The organism is Nocardioides perillae (genome assembly GCF_013409425.1).
Lineage (GTDB): Bacteria > Actinomycetota > Actinomycetes > Propionibacteriales > Nocardioidaceae > Nocardioides > Nocardioides perillae.
This window is the reverse complement of record NZ_JACCAC010000001.1, coordinates 2,864,702-2,880,147: the sequence shown is the minus strand read 5'-3', so window position 1 is coordinate 2,880,147 and position 15,446 is coordinate 2,864,702. Positions and strand designations below refer to the sequence as shown.

General features: G+C 74.9%; 14 protein-coding genes. 10 read left to right on the top strand and 4 right to left on the bottom strand.

The window, feature by feature from the left end; all coding sequences use genetic code 11:
- Window positions 1–2: 2 nt before the first annotated feature.
- The 3 genes from BJ989_RS13440 to ddaH all read right to left on the bottom strand — a co-directional run bounded on the left by BJ989_RS13440 (window position 3) and on the right by ddaH (window position 3,034).
- Complete coding sequence (locus BJ989_RS13440) at window positions 3–1,124, bottom strand: LOG family protein (protein ID WP_179518627.1); 1,122 nt, start codon at window positions 1,122–1,124, stop codon at window positions 3–5.
- 31 nt (window positions 1,125–1,155) lie between these two features.
- Window positions 1,156–2,079: a serine protein kinase RIO gene (locus BJ989_RS13435; RefSeq protein WP_179518626.1), complete on the bottom strand. Its 924-nt coding sequence runs from the start codon at window positions 2,077–2,079 to the stop codon at window positions 1,156–1,158.
- Between the two features lie 175 nt (window positions 2,080–2,254).
- A complete protein-coding gene (ddaH, locus tag BJ989_RS13430) occupies window positions 2,255–3,034 on the bottom strand; it encodes a dimethylargininase (protein ID WP_179518625.1) in 780 nt (259 codons plus the stop codon).
- Between the two features lie 82 nt (window positions 3,035–3,116).
- On the opposite strand from ddaH, the gene BJ989_RS13425 reads away from it, so the two are divergent.
- The 7 genes from BJ989_RS13425 to BJ989_RS13395 all read left to right on the top strand — a co-directional run bounded on the left by BJ989_RS13425 (window position 3,117) and on the right by BJ989_RS13395 (window position 11,911).
- Window positions 3,117–5,012, top strand: a complete 1,896-nt coding sequence (locus BJ989_RS13425; RefSeq protein WP_179518624.1) for an acetate--CoA ligase — start codon at window positions 3,117–3,119, stop codon at window positions 5,010–5,012.
- A gap of 44 nt (window positions 5,013–5,056) precedes the next feature.
- Window positions 5,057–6,166 carry a 1-deoxy-D-xylulose-5-phosphate reductoisomerase gene (gene dxr / locus BJ989_RS13420; protein WP_179518623.1) on the top strand — a complete coding sequence of 370 codons (1,110 nt, stop codon included), beginning with the start codon at window positions 5,057–5,059 and terminating at the stop codon, window positions 6,164–6,166.
- Entirely contained in the window at window positions 6,163–7,518 is a 1,356-nt protein-coding gene (locus tag BJ989_RS13415) for a M50 family metallopeptidase (RefSeq protein WP_179518622.1), read from the top strand. Before dxr ends, BJ989_RS13415 begins: the two co-directional genes overlap by 4 nt.
- A 46-nt stretch (window positions 7,519–7,564) precedes the next feature.
- A complete protein-coding gene (gene ispG, locus BJ989_RS13410; RefSeq protein ID WP_179518621.1) occupies window positions 7,565–8,716 on the top strand; it encodes a flavodoxin-dependent (E)-4-hydroxy-3-methylbut-2-enyl-diphosphate synthase in 1,152 nt (383 codons plus the stop codon).
- 34 nt (window positions 8,717–8,750) lie between these two features.
- Window positions 8,751–9,596: a GNAT family N-acetyltransferase gene (locus BJ989_RS13405; protein ID WP_179518620.1), complete on the top strand. Its 846-nt coding sequence runs from the start codon at window positions 8,751–8,753 to the stop codon at window positions 9,594–9,596.
- Between the two features lie 64 nt (window positions 9,597–9,660).
- Window positions 9,661–10,035 carry a DoxX family protein gene (locus BJ989_RS13400; protein ID WP_179518619.1) on the top strand — a complete coding sequence of 125 codons (375 nt, stop codon included), beginning with the start codon at window positions 9,661–9,663 and terminating at the stop codon, window positions 10,033–10,035.
- 97 nt (window positions 10,036–10,132) lie between these two features.
- On the top strand, window positions 10,133–11,911 hold the full coding sequence (locus BJ989_RS13395) for a proline--tRNA ligase (RefSeq protein ID WP_179518618.1): 1,779 nt from the start codon (window positions 10,133–10,135) through the stop codon (window positions 11,909–11,911).
- Window positions 11,912–12,330: 419 nt separating this feature from the next.
- Here BJ989_RS13395 and BJ989_RS18830 read toward each other — a convergent pair whose 3' ends face one another.
- Window positions 12,331–13,398: a DUF4439 domain-containing protein gene (locus tag BJ989_RS18830; protein ID WP_179518617.1), complete on the bottom strand. Its 1,068-nt coding sequence runs from the start codon at window positions 13,396–13,398 to the stop codon at window positions 12,331–12,333.
- Between the two features lie 99 nt (window positions 13,399–13,497).
- Here BJ989_RS18830 and rimP point away from each other — a divergent pair, with 99 nt between their 5' ends.
- From rimP to BJ989_RS13375, 3 genes are read left to right on the top strand one after another with little or no spacing between them, the layout of a single operon-like run.
- A complete protein-coding gene (gene rimP, locus BJ989_RS13385) occupies window positions 13,498–13,995 on the top strand; it encodes a ribosome maturation factor RimP (RefSeq protein ID WP_179518616.1) in 498 nt (165 codons plus the stop codon).
- On the top strand, window positions 13,995–14,969 hold the full coding sequence (nusA, locus tag BJ989_RS13380; RefSeq protein ID WP_179518615.1) for a transcription termination factor NusA: 975 nt from the start codon (window positions 13,995–13,997) through the stop codon (window positions 14,967–14,969). Before rimP ends, nusA begins: the two co-directional genes overlap by 1 nt.
- A gap of 51 nt (window positions 14,970–15,020) precedes the next feature.
- Entirely contained in the window at window positions 15,021–15,386 is a 366-nt protein-coding gene (locus tag BJ989_RS13375) for a YlxR family protein (protein ID WP_343049365.1), read from the top strand.
- Window positions 15,387–15,446 lie beyond the last annotated feature (60 nt).

The window sequence follows — 15,446 nt, the reverse complement described above, 5'->3', positions numbered from 1 at the left end:
GGTCAGCGCAGCCCGAGCGCCGCGATCGCCTCCTCGGCGGTGTCGACGAGGTGCACGCGGTCGGACATCGCCCGCCCCCGCGCCAGCCGCTCGAGCAGCGGCCAGGCCGGCAGGTCGACCGTCCAGTGCCGCCGCCCCAGCAGCACCATGGGCGCGACCGACGACTCGTCGGCGTAGTAGTTCTCGCAGGCGTCCTGGAAGACCTCCTGCACGGTGCCGGCGGCCCCGGGCAGGAAGACGATGCCGGCGTCGCAGACCTCGAGCAGCACCGCCTCGCGGGTGGGGTTGGCGAAGTACTTCGCGATGCTCGAGGCGAAGACGTGCGGCGGCTCGTGACCGTAGTGCCAGGTGGGGATGCCCAGGCCCTCACGACCCGCGGGGTGGGCGCGCCGCACCTCCAGCGCCGCGGTGACCCACGCGTCGACGGACGGCCGGAAGGACGGCACCCGGGCGAGCCGCGCCACGGCCGCCCCGACCTCGGCGACCGGCTCGTCCGCGAGGAAGCCGCCGAGGGCCGCCGCCTCCATCGCCCCGGGACCACCACCGGTGGCGACGAGCGCGTGACGACCGAGTGCGTGGCCGAGGAGCGCCGCCTCGCGGTAGCCGGGGGAGTCGCGCGGCAGGGCGTGGCCGCCCATGACGCCGACCAGTCGCCGCTCGGCGGCCCAGCCGTCGAGCGCTGTGTCGACAGCGTGGTCGTGCAGTGCCTGGGCCAGCGCGACGTCGCGGTCGGGCGACTGCTGCGACCAGGCGTAGGCGCGTGCGTCGAGCGAGACGGCGTACCCCTGCCCGGCCCCCTGCCCGGCCCCCTGCCCGGCCAGGACGGTGTCGTAGAGCTCCTCGGGGGTGTAGAGCGTGCCGCGGTAGACGTCGACCGGCACGCCGGGCACCTCGGGGAAGACGGTGGCGCCGCGGCGGCGGACGTCGGCCTCGTCGTCGGGGTGCAGCCGGCAGCCGAGGAAGAGCGCCCCGGCGACCGAGCAGCGGCGCAGGGCCGGCCCGTGGTCGGCGAGGTCGAGCCCGCGCAGGTGCCAGCCGGCCATCGTGCTGGCGCCGCGCGCCAGGCGGCGGTCGAGGTCGACCAGGGAGTCGACCTCGACCGCGCGCCCTCGGGTGTGCCTCATGCCCGCACCGTAGCCGCGCGGGCCGACGGTCCTAGAACGCGTGGGCCAGCAGGTCGCCGAGCAGCTCCCCGTCGTCGACCTCGAGCCCGCGGGCGCGGAACCACCCGCAGACGTTGGCGCAGTCGCGCGCGAGGAAGTCGACGCCGTGGAGGTTGCCCACGAGGTCCACCACCTGCGGCAGGTCGATCACGACGAGCCGCTCGTCCTGCACCAGCAGGTTGTAGGCCGACAGGTCGCCGTGCACGACGCCGAGCTCGACCATCCCGAGCATGGCGGCGCGCAGCTGCTCGAAGAGCGAGGCCAGCAGCGCCGGGTCCGGCCGGGTCTGCGCGAGGCGCGGCGCGGTCGTCGGCCCCTCTGCACCGTCGACGTGCACCCACTCCATGAGGATCTCCGTGCCGTCGACCTGCACGGGGTAGGGGACGGGCAGACCGGCCGACCAGAAGCGCTTGAGCAGGTCCCACTCCGAGGCGGCCCACTCGGTGGCGGCGAGCTGGCGGCCGAAGGTGCTGCCGCGCTTGACCGCGCGCTGGTCGCGGGAGCGGCGCATGCTGCGCCCCTCGGTGTAGGTCGCGGCCCGGTGGAAGGTGCGGTGCTCGGGGCTGCGGTAGCGCTTGGCGGCCATCACGACCCCGCCGGCGGGGTCGTGCGGGTCCGCGCGCTCGAGCAGGAAGACGTCGGCCTCCTTGCCGGTCTTGAGGATGCCGAGCTCGGTGTCGAGTGCGCCGCGGGAGACCACGACCCAGTCGGGTCGCGGCTCGGGGCCACGGCTCAGCGGTTCGACGTCGTGCCACGTCGACCAGCGCTGACGCTCGTCGTCGGGGTCGTCGTAGGTCTGCCAGTCGAGGACGAACCTCGGGTCGAGCTGCTGCTCGGTGACGGTGGGGACGGGGGTGCCGGGCTCAGCGGCCGGCGCGGACCCCCAGGCGGGGGCGGGGTGCTGCTCGCGGGTCATCGCGGTGGGTGCTCCTGGAGACGAGAGGGTTGGCTGCGGTGGAGGGCAGGCCGGAGACAGTCGTGGACACGTCACGCTCCTCTCGTCGTGGGCGCGCACTGGCGCCCGGGCAGCCGTCATCGTGGCGGGTGCCCCGGCCGGCGCGCAACGGGTTTTCCCGGTGCGGCCGGGCGGTTCAGGGGGTGTGGCGCAGCCGCACCGACAGGCAGGTCACGCAGCCCTCGAGCTTCTCGAACTCCGAGATGTCGACGCACACCGTGCGGAGCCCGCGCTGGCGCAGCAGCGCCGCCGTGCGCGGCGCGCTCGTGGCCATGAGCACGGTCTCCTCGTCGAGGACGACGACGTGCGAACCGCCCTCCTCCGGCACCGGCAGGAAGGAGCCCCACGCGTCGGGGTCGTCGACCAGCGGGGGGTAGCCGACGACCGTGCCGTCGGGCAGGGCCGTCACCGCCGACTTCAGGTGCAGCACCTTGGTGGTCGGCACCCCCAGCACCCGGGCGCCCCGGGGCTCGAGCAGGGCCGCCAGCGCGGCGACCCCGGCCTCGTTGGTGCGACCGCCGACGCCGACCCAGACGGTGCCGTCGTGCTTCAGCACGTCGCCGCCGTCGAGCGTGGCCCCGGTGCGGGCGTCGAGGTGGGCCACGGCGTAGCCGAGCTCGCCGAGGGCGCGCTCGGTGCCGTCGGTCTCGGGCCGCCGCTCGGGCGCGCCCGGGTGGGTGACGACGGCGAGGTCGGCGTAGACCACCACGGTGTCCTCGACGAAGACGGCGTCGGGGCAGTCGTCGGCCGGGGCGACCTCGACCGGCTCCCAGCCCTCGGCCGCGAGGGCCTCGACGTAGCCCTCCCACTGGCGCGTCGCCAGGTCGACGTCGACCGGCTGGCGCTCGAGGTGGGTCAGCAGGCCGTCGGCGAGCTTCGGGCCGGGGCGGCGGACCAGGGCGCGGCGTGCGTGCATGCGGCCCATCCTGCACCTTCGGCGGCCCGGGCCCAGGTGCGCGGTGTGGCGTGCCCCACGCGGTGCGCGGCAGGATGGCTCCGTGACCGGCTACCGCGAGACCCACGACCGCTCGATCCGCGACCCCGAGGGCTTCTGGGGCGAGGCCGCCGCGCTCGTCTCCTGGGCCCGCAAGCCCCGGCAGGTGCTCGACTCGTCGGCGGCGCCCTTCCACCGCTGGTTCCCGGGTGCCACCCTCAACACCTGCTACAACGCGCTCGACCGCCACGTCGTCGCCGGCCACGCCGACCGGGTGGCCCTCGTCCACGACTCCGCCTACACCGGCGAGGTGCGCGAGCTGACCTACGGCCGGCTGCTGGAGGACGTCGCGGCCTTCGCCGGGGTGCTGCGGGCGCTCGGGGTGCAGCGGGGCGACCGGGTCGTGGTCTACCTGCCGATGGTGCCCGAGGCCGTCGTCGCCATGCTGGCCTGCGCCCGCATCGGCGCCGTCCACTCGGTGGTCTTCGGCGGGTTCGCGGCCGCCGAGCTCGCCGCCCGCGTCGACGACGCGCGCCCGGCCGCCCTGGTGACCGCGTCGTGCGGGCTCGAGCCCGGGCGGGTGCTGGAGTACAAGCCGATCGTCGACCGGGCGCTCGAGCTCGCCGCGCACGAGGTGCCGGCGGTCGTGGTGCTGCAGCGGCCCCAGGTCGAGGCGACCCTGGTCGAGGGCCGCGACGTCGACTGGGCCGTCGCGATGACGGCCGGGCGCACGGACCCGGCCGAGTGCGTGGTGGTCGAGGCCACCGACCCGCTCTACGTGCTCTACACCTCGGGCACGACCGGGCGGCCCAAGGGGATCGTGCGCGACCACGGCGGCCACGCGGTGGCGATGGCGTGGTCGCTGCCCCACGTCTTCGACTGCGGACCCGGCGACGTCTTCTGGGCCGCCTCCGACGTGGGGTGGGTGGTCGGCCACTCCTACATCGTCTACGCCCCGCTGATCTGCGGCGCCACGACGGTCCTCTACGAGGGCAAGCCCGTCGGCACCCCCGACGCCGGGGCCTTCTGGCGCGTCGTCGCGCGCCACCGGGTCAAGGCGCTCTTCACCGCCCCCACCGCGATCCGGGCGATCAAGAAGGAGGACCCCGACGGCGCGCTGCTCGCCCAGCACGACCTGTCGAGCCTCGAGACGCTCTTCCTGGCGGGGGAGCGGCTCGACCCCGACACCTTCCACTGGGCCTCCGAGCGGCTCGGGGTGCCGGTGGTCGACAACTGGTGGCAGACCGAGACGGGCTGGCCGATCGCGGCCAACCTCCGCGGGCTCGAGCCGATGCCGCTCAAGCCCGGCTCGCCGTCGGTGCCGGTGCCGGGCTTCGACGTGCGCGTCCTCGACGAGCAGGGCCAGGAGGTGCCGCCCGGCACCGAGGGCGCCATCTGCCTGCGCCTGCCGATGCCGCCGGGCACGCTCCCGACGCTCTGGGGCGGCCCGGTCGACGGCGACGAGCGCTACGTCGCGTCGTACCTCTCGGCCTTCGAGGGCCACTACCTCACCGGTGACGGCGGCTACGTCGACGAGGACGGCTACCTCTTCGTCATGGGGCGCACCGACGACGTCGTCAACGTCGCCGGCCACCGGCTCTCGGCGGGGGCGATGGAGGCGGTGCTCGGGCGTCACCCGGCCGTGGCGGAGTGCGCGGTGGTCGGCGTGTCCGACGAGCTGAAGGGGCAGGTGCCGCGCGGCTTCGTCGTGCTCAAGGCCGGTGTCGACACCGACCCCGACGCCCTGGCCGCCGAGCTCGTCGCGAAGGTCCGCGACGAGATCGGCGCGGTCGCCGCCCTGCGCCGCGTCGACGTCGTGCCCGCGCTGCCCAAGACCCGCTCCGGCAAGATCCTTCGCCGCACCATGCGCGAGGTCGCCGACGGCCGCGACCCCGCCGTGCCGTCGACGATCGAGGACCCCGCGGTGCTCGACGCCCTGCGCCCGGTGCTGCGGGGCTGACGCCGCGCAGGGTCGCGCCCCTCCACCTGCGAGACTCGTCGGCCGTGAGCAGACGAGACGTGGTCATCCTGGGCTCGACCGGGTCCATCGGCACGCAGGCCCTCGACCTCGCGCGCCGCCACCCCGACCGCTTCCGGGTCGTGGCGCTGACGGCCGGCGGCTCGCAGGAGCAGCTGTTCGAGCAGCAGGTCGCGGAGTTCCGGCCGGCCTTCGCGGGCCTCGGCGAGGACGCCTCCGTCACCGCCGCCGCGATGGCGTGCGACGTCGTGCTCAACGGCATCACCGGCGCCGTGGGGCTGCGGCCCACGCTGGCCGCGCTCGCGGCCGGCACGACGATCGCGCTGGCCAACAAGGAGTCGCTCATCATCGGCGGTCCGCTGGTCACCCGCGCCGCGGCGCCCGGCCAGGTGGTGCCGGTCGACTCCGAGCACAGCGCGATCGCGCAGAGCCTGCGCGCCGGGCGCCGCGAGGAGGTGCGCCGACTGGTGCTCACCGCGAGCGGCGGGCCCTTCCGGGGCCGCACCCCCGCGCAGCTGCGCGACGTCACCCCGGCGCAGGCGCTGGCCCACCCCAACTTCGCGATGGGCACCGTCATCACCACCAACTCCGCCACCTTGGTCAACAAGGGCCTGGAGGTGATCGAGGCGCACCTGCTCTTCGACGTGGCCTACGACGACATCGAGGTCGTCGTGCACCCCCAGCAGCTCGTGCACTCCATGGTGGAGTTCACCGACGGCGCCGTGGTCGCCCAGATCGGGCTGCCGACGATGATGGTGCCGATCGCGATGGGCCTGGCGTGGCCCGACCGGGTGCCCGGCGCGGAGACGCCGGTGGACTGGCGGCAGGCCGCGGACTGGCGCTTCGAGCCGATCGACGACGACGCCTTCCCGGCCGTCCGCCTCGCGCGCGAGGCGGGACGACGAGGCGGCACCGCGCCCGCGGTCTACAACGCCGCCAACGAGGTCTGCGTGGAGCAGTTCCACGCGGGTGCGCTGGCCTTCCCCGACGTCGTCGCGACGATCGACCGCGTGCTCGCGCGCCACGACGTACGCTCGGAGGAGGACGACCTGTCCGTCGACGACGTGCTCGCCGCGGACGCCTGGGCGCGCGCGGAGGCCGCGCGCGTGATCGAAGGGACCACCCCCACCTCATGACCGCGCTGCTCTACCTCCTCGGCGTCCTGGTCTTCGCCGTCGCGATCCTGGTCTCGATCGGCCTGCACGAGGTCGGCCACATGGTGCCGGCGAAGAAGTTCGGCGGGAAGGTCACGCAGTACTTCGTGGGCTTCGGCCCCACGGTGTGGAGCCGTCAGGTGGGCGAGACGGAGTACGGCCTCAAGGCGATCCCGCTCGGCGGCTACGTCAAGATCGTCGGTATGCTGCCCCCGGGCGGCGACGACCTCGCCGAGCCCGCCGGCGTCGACGAGCACGGCGCCCCGGTGCACCGGGTCCGCCGCTCCAACACCGGGTTGTTCACCCAGCTGGTCTCCGACGCCCGCTCGGCCGAGTGGGAGCTGATCGGCCCCGAGGACGAGCCGCGGCTGTTCTACAAGATGGCGTGGTGGAAGAAGGTCGTGGTGATGGCCGGCGGCCCCACCGTCAACCTGCTCATCGCCTTCGCGGTCTTCACCGGCGTCTTCGCGACCTACGGCAACCCCGGCGACCCGGTCATCACCCCGACCGTCTCCGCGGTGTCGCAGTGCGTGATCCCGGCCGAGGAGGCCGGGCGCGACTGCACCCCCGCCGACCCGCCGAGCCCCGCGGCCGAGGCCGGCCTGCAGCAGGGCGACGAGATCGTGGCCTTCAACGGCACCGAGGTCACCGGCTGGGAGCAGCTGCAGGGGCTGATCCGCGGCAACGCCGACGGTGCCGCCACGATCGAGCTGGTCCGCGACGGCGAACGCCTCACGGTCGAGACCGACACGACGGTCACGGCGCGACCGACCTCGCTGGAGGACGAGACCCTGCGCCAGGTCGGCTTCCTCGGCGTCAGCCCCTCCTTCGAGGGCCTGGTGACCGGCGGCCCGCTCTACACCCTGGGCGAGATGGGCGAGATGACCGTCGACACCGTGCAGGCGATCGCCACCCTGCCGCAGGAGGTGTGGGGCGTCGCCCGCGCGGTCGTCGGGCTCGAGGAGCGCGCCCTCGACAGCCCGGTCAGCATCGTCGGCGGCGGCCGGATCGCCGGCGAGACCGCCTCGACCGACCTCATCCCCAGCACCGACAAGGTCGCCTTCCTGCTGCTGCTCATCGCCGGGTTCAACCTGTTCATCGGCATGTTCAACTTCCTGCCGCTGCTGCCGCTGGACGGCGGCCACATCGCCGGCGCGCTGTGGGAGGCGCTGCGACGCGGCGTCGCGCGGGTGCGCCGTCGCCCCGACCCGGGCTACGTCGACGTGGCCAAGCTGCTCCCCGTCGCGTACGTCGTGGGGGCCGCGCTCCTCGTCATGGGCGTCGTGCTCATCGTCGGCGACCTCGTCGTCCCGATCAGCCCCTACGGCACCTGACCGGACCCGTGGGGGCGGGCGGGGCCCCGCCGGTAGCCTGGAGGCCATGAGCACCGTCAGCCTCGGCATGCCCGCCGCCCCGCCCCCGGTCCTCGCGCCGCGGCGCCCGACGCGCCAGATCCGCGTGGGCAAGGTCGGCGTCGGGAGCGAGCACCCGGTGTCGGTGCAGTCGATGACCACGACGCTCACGAGCGACGTCAACGCGACGCTGCAGCAGATCGCCGAGCTGACGGCCTCCGGCTGCGACATCGTGCGCGTGGCCTGCCCCAGCCAGGACGACGCCGACGCGCTTCCGGCGATCGCGGCCAAGTCGCAGATCCCGGTCATCGCCGACATCCACTTCCAGCCGAAGTACGTCTTCGCCGCGATCGACGCCGGCTGCGCGGCGGTCCGGGTCAACCCCGGCAACATCCGCAAGTTCGACGACCAGGTCAAGGAGATCGCGCGCGCGGCGCAGGACCGCGGCACCTCCATCCGCATCGGCGTCAACGCTGGCTCGCTCGACAAGCGGCTGCTCGAGAAGTACGGCAAGGCCACCCCCGAGGCCCTGGTCGAGTCGGCCAAGTGGGAGGCGAGCCTCTTCGAGGAGCACGGCTTCCGCGACTTCAAGATCTCGGTCAAGCACAACGACCCCGTCGTCATGGTGCGCGCCTACGAGATGCTCGCCGCCGAGGGCGACTGGCCGCTGCACCTCGGCGTGACCGAGGCAGGCCCGGCCTTCCAGGGCACCATCAAGTCCGCCGTGGCCTTCGGCCACCTGCTCTCCCAGGGCATCGGCGACACCATCCGGGTCTCGCTCTCGGCCCCGCCCGTCGAGGAGGTCAAGGTCGGTCTGCAGATCCTCGAGTCGCTCAACCTGCGCCCTCGGCGGCTCGAGATCGTCTCCTGCCCCTCGTGCGGGCGCGCCCAGGTCGACGTCTACAAGCTGGCCGACGAGGTCACCGCCGGCCTCGACGGGCTCGAGGTGCCGCTGCGCGTCGCGGTGATGGGCTGCGTCGTCAACGGCCCGGGCGAGGCGCGCGAGGCCGACCTCGGCGTCGCCTCCGGCAACGGCAAGGGCCAGATCTTCGTCAAGGGCGAGGTCGTCAAGACCGTCCCCGAGTCGCAGATCGTGGAGACCCTCATCGAGGAGGCCATGCGCATCGCCGAGGGGATGGAGAGCGTCGACGGCGCGGGAGCGCAGGTCACCGTCTCCTGACGCCACCGCCGGCCGGTCGCACTAGGCTCGGGCCGTGCTCGACATCCGCCACGGCGTCCACGTGCTCGGGGCACCGGACCTGCAGGCCTTCCTCGAGCTGACCGCCCGCCACCCGGTGCTCAACGTCTTCGCCGAGCACCGCGCGCGCACCACCAACCTCGACCCCCGCTGGCTCGGCGGCGAGGTGTGGGGCCGCTTCGACGACGGCCGCCTCGTCGCGGCGTGCCACGTCGGCGCCAACCTCGTGCCGATCGAGGCCACGCCCGACGACGCCGTCGCGTTCGCCGAGCGGGCCCTGGCCCGCGGTCGCAGCGCGTCCACCGTGGTGGGCCCCCACGAGGCGGTCGAGGCCTTCTGGCGGGTCGCGGCCGAGGGGTGGGGGAGCCCGCGCGACGTGCGCTGGCGCCAGCCCCACCTCGAGATCGCCGGCCCGCCGAGCATCGCGCCCGACCCGGCCGTGCGCCGCACGGAGCCCGCCGACCTCGAGGCGCTCTACCCCGCCTGCGTCGCGATGTACACCGAGGAGGTCGGGGTCAGCCCCGAGGTGGGCGGTGGCGCCGACCTCTACCGCGCCCGGGTGCGGCAGCTGGTCTCGAAGGGCTGGTCCTTCGCCCGCTTCGAGGAGGGGCGGGTGGTCTTCAAGGCGGAGGTCGCCTGCGTCTCGCCGCGGGCGGCGCAGATCCAGGGCGTCTACGTGCCCCGCGACCGCCGCGGCGAGGGCCTCGCCGCGCGGGGGATGGCGGCGGTCGTCGAGGTCGTGCGGGCGGAGATCGCGCCCACGGTCTCGCTCTACGTCAACGAGTGGAACGCCCCGGCCCGCCGCGCCTACGAGCGCGTCGGCTTCGCCGAGACCGCCCGCTTCTCCACGATCATGTTCTGACCCACCGGACCGCCCGCACCGGCCCGCACCGCCCCGCCCCGCCCCGCACACGACAGGACCCACCGTGAACCGTCCCGCTCCGCTGACCCGCACCCTGAAGGGCCTCGTCGGCGCCTTCCTCGTCTCCGGCACCGTGCACCTGGTCAGGCCGCAGGTCTTCCGCCCGCTGATGCCGTCGTGGGTGCCCGCGCACGACGAGGTCATCAAGGCCAGCGGTGTCGCCGAGCTCGCGTGCGCCGCCGGCCTGCTGGTGCCGGCGACCCGCCGCCCCGCGGGACTCGCGAGCGCGGCCCTGCTCCTCGGCGTCTTCCCCGGCAACGTGAAGATGGCCCTCGACGCCCAGGCCGGCCGCAGCCCGGTCCCGGCCCCGGCGGCCTGGGCCCGCCTCCCGCTCCAGGCCCCGCTGGTGCGGGCCGCCTGGCGCGCCGGCCGCGCCTGACCCGCACGCTGCTCGCCTCACGGCGGGGCCGGCGCCCAGGACGGGGCGCGCACAACCGGCGCGCGGGCGGCCGTGGGTCACGGATAGCCTTCGCCGCATGATCTCCCGGATGTCCCAGCTGTTCGTGCGCACCCTCCGCGACGACCCCGCCGACGCGGAGGTGCCGAGCCACCGGCTGCTGATCCGCGCGGGCTACGTCCGGCGTGCGGCCCCGGGCATCTACACCTGGCTGCCGCTGGGCCTGCGCGTGCTGCGCAAGGTCGAGGGCATCGTGCGCGAGGAGATGGACGCGATCGGCGCGCAGGAGGTCAGCTTCCCGGCGCTGCTGCCCCGCGAGCCCTACGAGGCGACCAACCGCTGGACGGAGTACGGCGACGGCATCTTCCGCCTGAAGGACCGCAAGGGCGCCGACTACCTGCTCGGCCCCACCCACGAGGAGATGTTCACGCTCCTGGTGAAGGACCTCTACTCCTCCTACAAGGACCTGCCCCTCTCGCTCTACCAGGTGCAGACGAAGTACCGCGACGAGGCCCGCCCGCGCGCCGGACTGCTGCGCGGCCGGGAGTTCACGATGAAGGACTCCTACTCCTTCGACGTCGACGACGCAGGGCTCGAGGCGAGCTACCAGCGCCACCGCGAGGCCTACGTGCGGATCTTCGACCGGCTCGGCTTCGAGTACGTCGTGGTGCGGGCCGAGGCGGGCGCGATGGGCGGCTCGAAGTCCGAGGAGTTCCTCGCCAAGGCCGACGTCGGCGAGGACACCTACGTCCGCTGCGACCGCTGCGACTACGCCGCCAACGTGGAGGCCGTGACCACCCCGCCGGCCGCGCCCCGGGCGTACGACGACGTGCCCGCCGCGCACGCCGAGCAGACGCCCGGCACCCCCACCATCGACACCCTGGTCGCGCACCTCGACGAGGCCTTCCCGCGCGCCGACCGGCCCTGGCACGCCGCCGACACCCTCAAGAACGTGCTCTTCGCCCTCCGCCACCCCGACGGCACGCGCGAGGCGCTCGCGGTCGGCCTGCCGGGCGACCGCGAGGTCGACCTGAAGCGGTTGGAGTCGAAGCTGGGGGAGGGGGTGGTCTTCGAGCCCTTCGGCGACGAGGACTTCGCGGCCCGGCCCACGCTCGCCAAGGGCTACATCGGACCCGGTGCGCTCGGGGAGGAGCGGCCCGCCGGCGTCCGCTACCTCCTCGACCCCCGCGTCGGGGAGGGCACGGTCTGGGTCACCGGCGCCGACGAGCCCGGCAGCCACGTGCTCGACCTCGTCGCCGGCCGCGACTTCACCGCCGACGGCACGATCGACGTGGCCGAGGTGCGTGACGGCGACCCCTGCCCGGCCTGCGGTGCCGAGGACGGCGGCGTGCTGGAGTCCGCGCGCGGCATCGAGATGGGCCACATCTTCCAGCTCGGCCGGAAGTACGCCGAGGCGCTCGGCCTGCAGGTGCTCGACGAGCACGGCAAGCTGGTCACGGTCACGATGGGGTCCTACGGCATCGGGCCGTCCCGCGCGGTCGCGGCCATCGCCGAGGGCACCCACGACGAGCTCGGCCTGTGCTGGCCGCGCGACGTCGCGCCCGCCGACGTGCACCTGGTCGCCACCGGCAAGGACGAGGCGGTGCACGCCGCCGCCGAGCGGATCGCCCACGAGCTGTCTTCCCACGGCCTCGACCTGCTCTACGACGACCGGGTCAAGGTCAGCCCCGGCGTGAAGTTCAAGGACGCCGAGCTGATCGGCGTCCCGACGATCGTCGTGGTGGGCAAGGGGCTGGCCGACGGCACGGTCGAGGTCAAGGACCGGCGCACCGGCGAGCGCACCGAGGTGCCCGCCGACCGCGTGGTCGACCACGTCGTCGCGCTCGTGCGGTCCTGAGGCCCGCCGCCTCCCGCCGACGGCGGGTCGGCGGCCGGCCCGACCGTCCTGCAGGTTCCTGCAGTGCAGGATCCTGCAGGCTGTGAGCTCTAGGCGCCGACCGCGGCGTGCTGCAGAGTTGTGCACGAGCGGGTCGCACCCCACCGGCCCCCACCGGGAGACCCGCTCGCACACCTCCACAGGACACGCCGGACCGCTGCCGCCGCTCTCGGGGCAGCAGCGCTCCGGCCCAGGCGGCACCGCCGCCTGCTCCGCCCCTCGGGGGGGCGAGCAGCCGAGACGGCTCGCGGTGGTCGGGCAGGGGTCGACCACCGCGAGCACTCGTCCCGTCCAGCAGCACCTCGCAGCACCGGCACCACCCAGGACCGCCGCGCTCCGACCCCCACGAGGAGCGCGGCAGGACCCCTCCCCAGGGTCCGCTACCGGTCCGCGAGCTCGTCGGCCCCGGGGAAGATCTCGGGACCTCCCCGGCCGACGAGCCCGCGGACCGCGGTGTCTCCCAGGGCGTCGCTCGCCAGGGCCCGGGTCGGGCCCGTGGTCGCCTCCACCGCCGCGGCCCACCAGGTGCCGCAGCGGGTCTCGACCGCACGCGCCGACGCGGCGACCTCGTCGGGGCCGCTCGACGGCGGCAGTGCGTAGGCCGGTGCGGCGGCGACCGGCTCCTCGCCCAGAGCGACGAGCAGCGCCTGCAGCAGGTCGCGGCGGTCGCGGTGCGCAGCGTACGCCGAGGTCAGCGCCGCGGTGAGCCCCGGCTGCGCGCTGCTCGAGGTCCGGGCGCCGAGCACGCCGAGCGCCCACACGGCCGCGTGCTCCGCGGCGAGCGCGTCCTGGAGCGCAGGCACGGCCACGGCGGCGCCGGCCAGCGGCGCGTCGTCGACCACAGGGTCGGGCAGCACGGGCGGCGTCGGCGACGCGCCGAGGGTGACCGCCGTGGCCCGGGCCCCCGCGGCGCACGAGGCGAGGAGCCGGGCGAACGGCCCCGACCCGGCGGCGACCGCCAGGGCACCCATGCGGTCGGCGAGCACGCGCTCGCGACGGGCCAGCACCCCGAGCGCGGCTGCCGGTGACCGGGTGGGCGGCAGGGGTGCCGGCGACCCAGCCCCGGCGCTCGCGTCCACACCCTCGCCCGAGGGGTCGAGCACGCCGCGGTGCGCGGCGTGCAGGCGCTGCGACGCCCGCAGCCGGGGGCGCAGGCCCGGGTGGCGTGCGGCCGCAGCGCCGAGGTCGGCCTCGATCGAGGCGGTCGCCCGGAGGGCCGCCGTGAGGAGCTCCGCGTCACCGGACGAGTTCCTGCACGCGGCAGCGACGGCGCCGCCGGCGTCCGACCCCCGCGGGGCGCACGCGACCGCCGGGACGAGCATCCCGAGCCCGAGCAGTGCGCGGCGCGGCAACCGTGTCGTCGCGCAGTGCGCGCGGTCGCCGTGGGGGCCGAGCAGGGGGCCGAGCAGGGGGCCGCCGCGGGGCGCGTCGGGGAGGGGGCGGGGCACCCGACCGACCCTAGCGAGCGAGGTCCCGGTGACGGTCGGGGACGGCGCCGCGAGGGGTTAGGGTGAGCGCTCGACAACAGCACAGGGAGGCACCGCCCGATGAGCAGCGCCAGCCGCGACACCACGCGCGACCGCGTCGAGGAGGCCCTCCTCGAGCCGCTCGCCGCCCTGTCGCTCGACGTGGAGGCCGTGGAGCTGACCCCGGCCGGCAAGCGCCGGGTGCTGCGGGTCGCGGTCGACAAGGACGGCGGCGTGACGCTCGACGACGTCGCCGAGGCCACCCGCGAGGTCGACCGCGTGCTCGAGGCCAGCGACGTGATGGGCGAGCAGCCCTACACGCTCGAGGTCACCTCCCGCGGCGTCGACCGCCCCCTCACGTTGCCCCGCCACTGGCGGCGCAACGCCGGGCGCCTCGTCGCCGTGACCACGACCGACGGCGACACGCTGACCGCCCGCGTCGGCGCGAGCGACGACGAGGGGGTCCAGCTCGTGCCCGAGGGGCGCGGCGCCGGCCCCGAGCGGCGGCTGGCCTACGCCGACGTGGCGAAGGCGCTGGTCCAGGTCGAGTTCAACCGCAGCACCGGAGAGGACGCCTGATGGACATCGACCTGAGCATCCTGCGCATGCTGGAGCGCGAGAAGGAGATCTCCTTCGACGTGCTCGTCGACGCGATCGAGCAGGCGCTGCTGACCGCCTACCAGAAGACCCCCGGCGCGCAGGAGCGCGCGCGGGTCGTGCTCGACCGTCGCAGCGGCCACGTCAGCGTGCTGGCCGCCGAGCTCGACGCCGAGGGCAACGTCGTCGGCGAGGTCGAGGACACCCCGGAGGGCTTCGGGCGCATCGCCGCCACGACGGCGAAGCAGATCATGCTGCAGCGTCTGCGCGACGCCGAGGACGACCTGCGCTTCGGCGAGTTCTCGGGGCGGGAGGGCGACATCGTCTCCGGCGTCGTGCAGCAGGGTCGCAACCCCGACGACGTGCTGGTCGACCTCGGCAAGCTCGAGGCGATCCTGCCGCTGGGTGAGCGGGTCCCCGGCGAGGAGTACCCCCACGGCACGCGGCTGAAGTGCCTGGTCGTCTCGGTGCGCAAGGGCATGCGCGGCCCGCAGGTCACGCTGTCGCGCTCGCACCCCAACCTGGTGCGCAAGCTCTTCGCCCTCGAGGTGCCCGAGATCGCCGACGGCACCGTGGAGATCGCGGGGCTCGCCCGCGAGGCCGGGCACCGCACGAAGATCGCGGTCCACGCCACCGTGCCGGGCGTCAACGCCAAGGGTGCCTGCATCGGCCCGATGGGCCAGCGCGTGCGCAACGTGATGGCCGAGCTCCACGGCGAGAAGATCGACATCGTCGACTACGCCGAGGACCCCGCCCGCTACGTCGCCCACGCGCTGTCGCCGGCCCAGGTTACCTCCGTCGAGGTCGTCGACGCCGCGGCCCGCTCGGCGCGGGTGGTCGTGCCCGACTTCCAGCTCTCCCTGGCCATCGGCAAGGAGGGGCAGAACGCCCGCCTCGCCGCCCGCCTGACGGGGTGGCGCATCGACATCCGCTCCGACGAGGCGCCGGCCGGCTAGACGACGGCCCGCACGCCACCGGTTCACGCTCGGGGGCGCCGGGACGCTAGAGTGGGCCCAGTGGCGCGCGAGCACTCCCCGTCCGCATGCCCTGACGGCACCTCACCGGTCAGGACGTGCGTGGGGTGTCGCGAGCGGGCCACGAGGAACGAGCTGCTGCGCGTGGTCGCAGGGGTCGACGACGAGGGCCGTCCGGCCGTCGTCCCCGATCCCGCCCGCACCGCGCCGGGCCGGGGGGCGCACCTGCACCCCACGACCGCGTGCTTCGACCTCGCCGTGCGTCGCAAGGCGTTCGGGCGGGCCCTGCGGGCCGGCTCGGCGCTCGGCACCGCGGCGCTGGCCGGGGTGGTGGCAGCCCGCACCGACCCCGCCCCGCCAGGGGCCGACGCGCGGACGCACCCCGCGACCGCGACGTGATCGACCGACCAGGACTGGAGCAGCAGCTCATGAGCACTCGATGAGTACTTCCCGATGAGC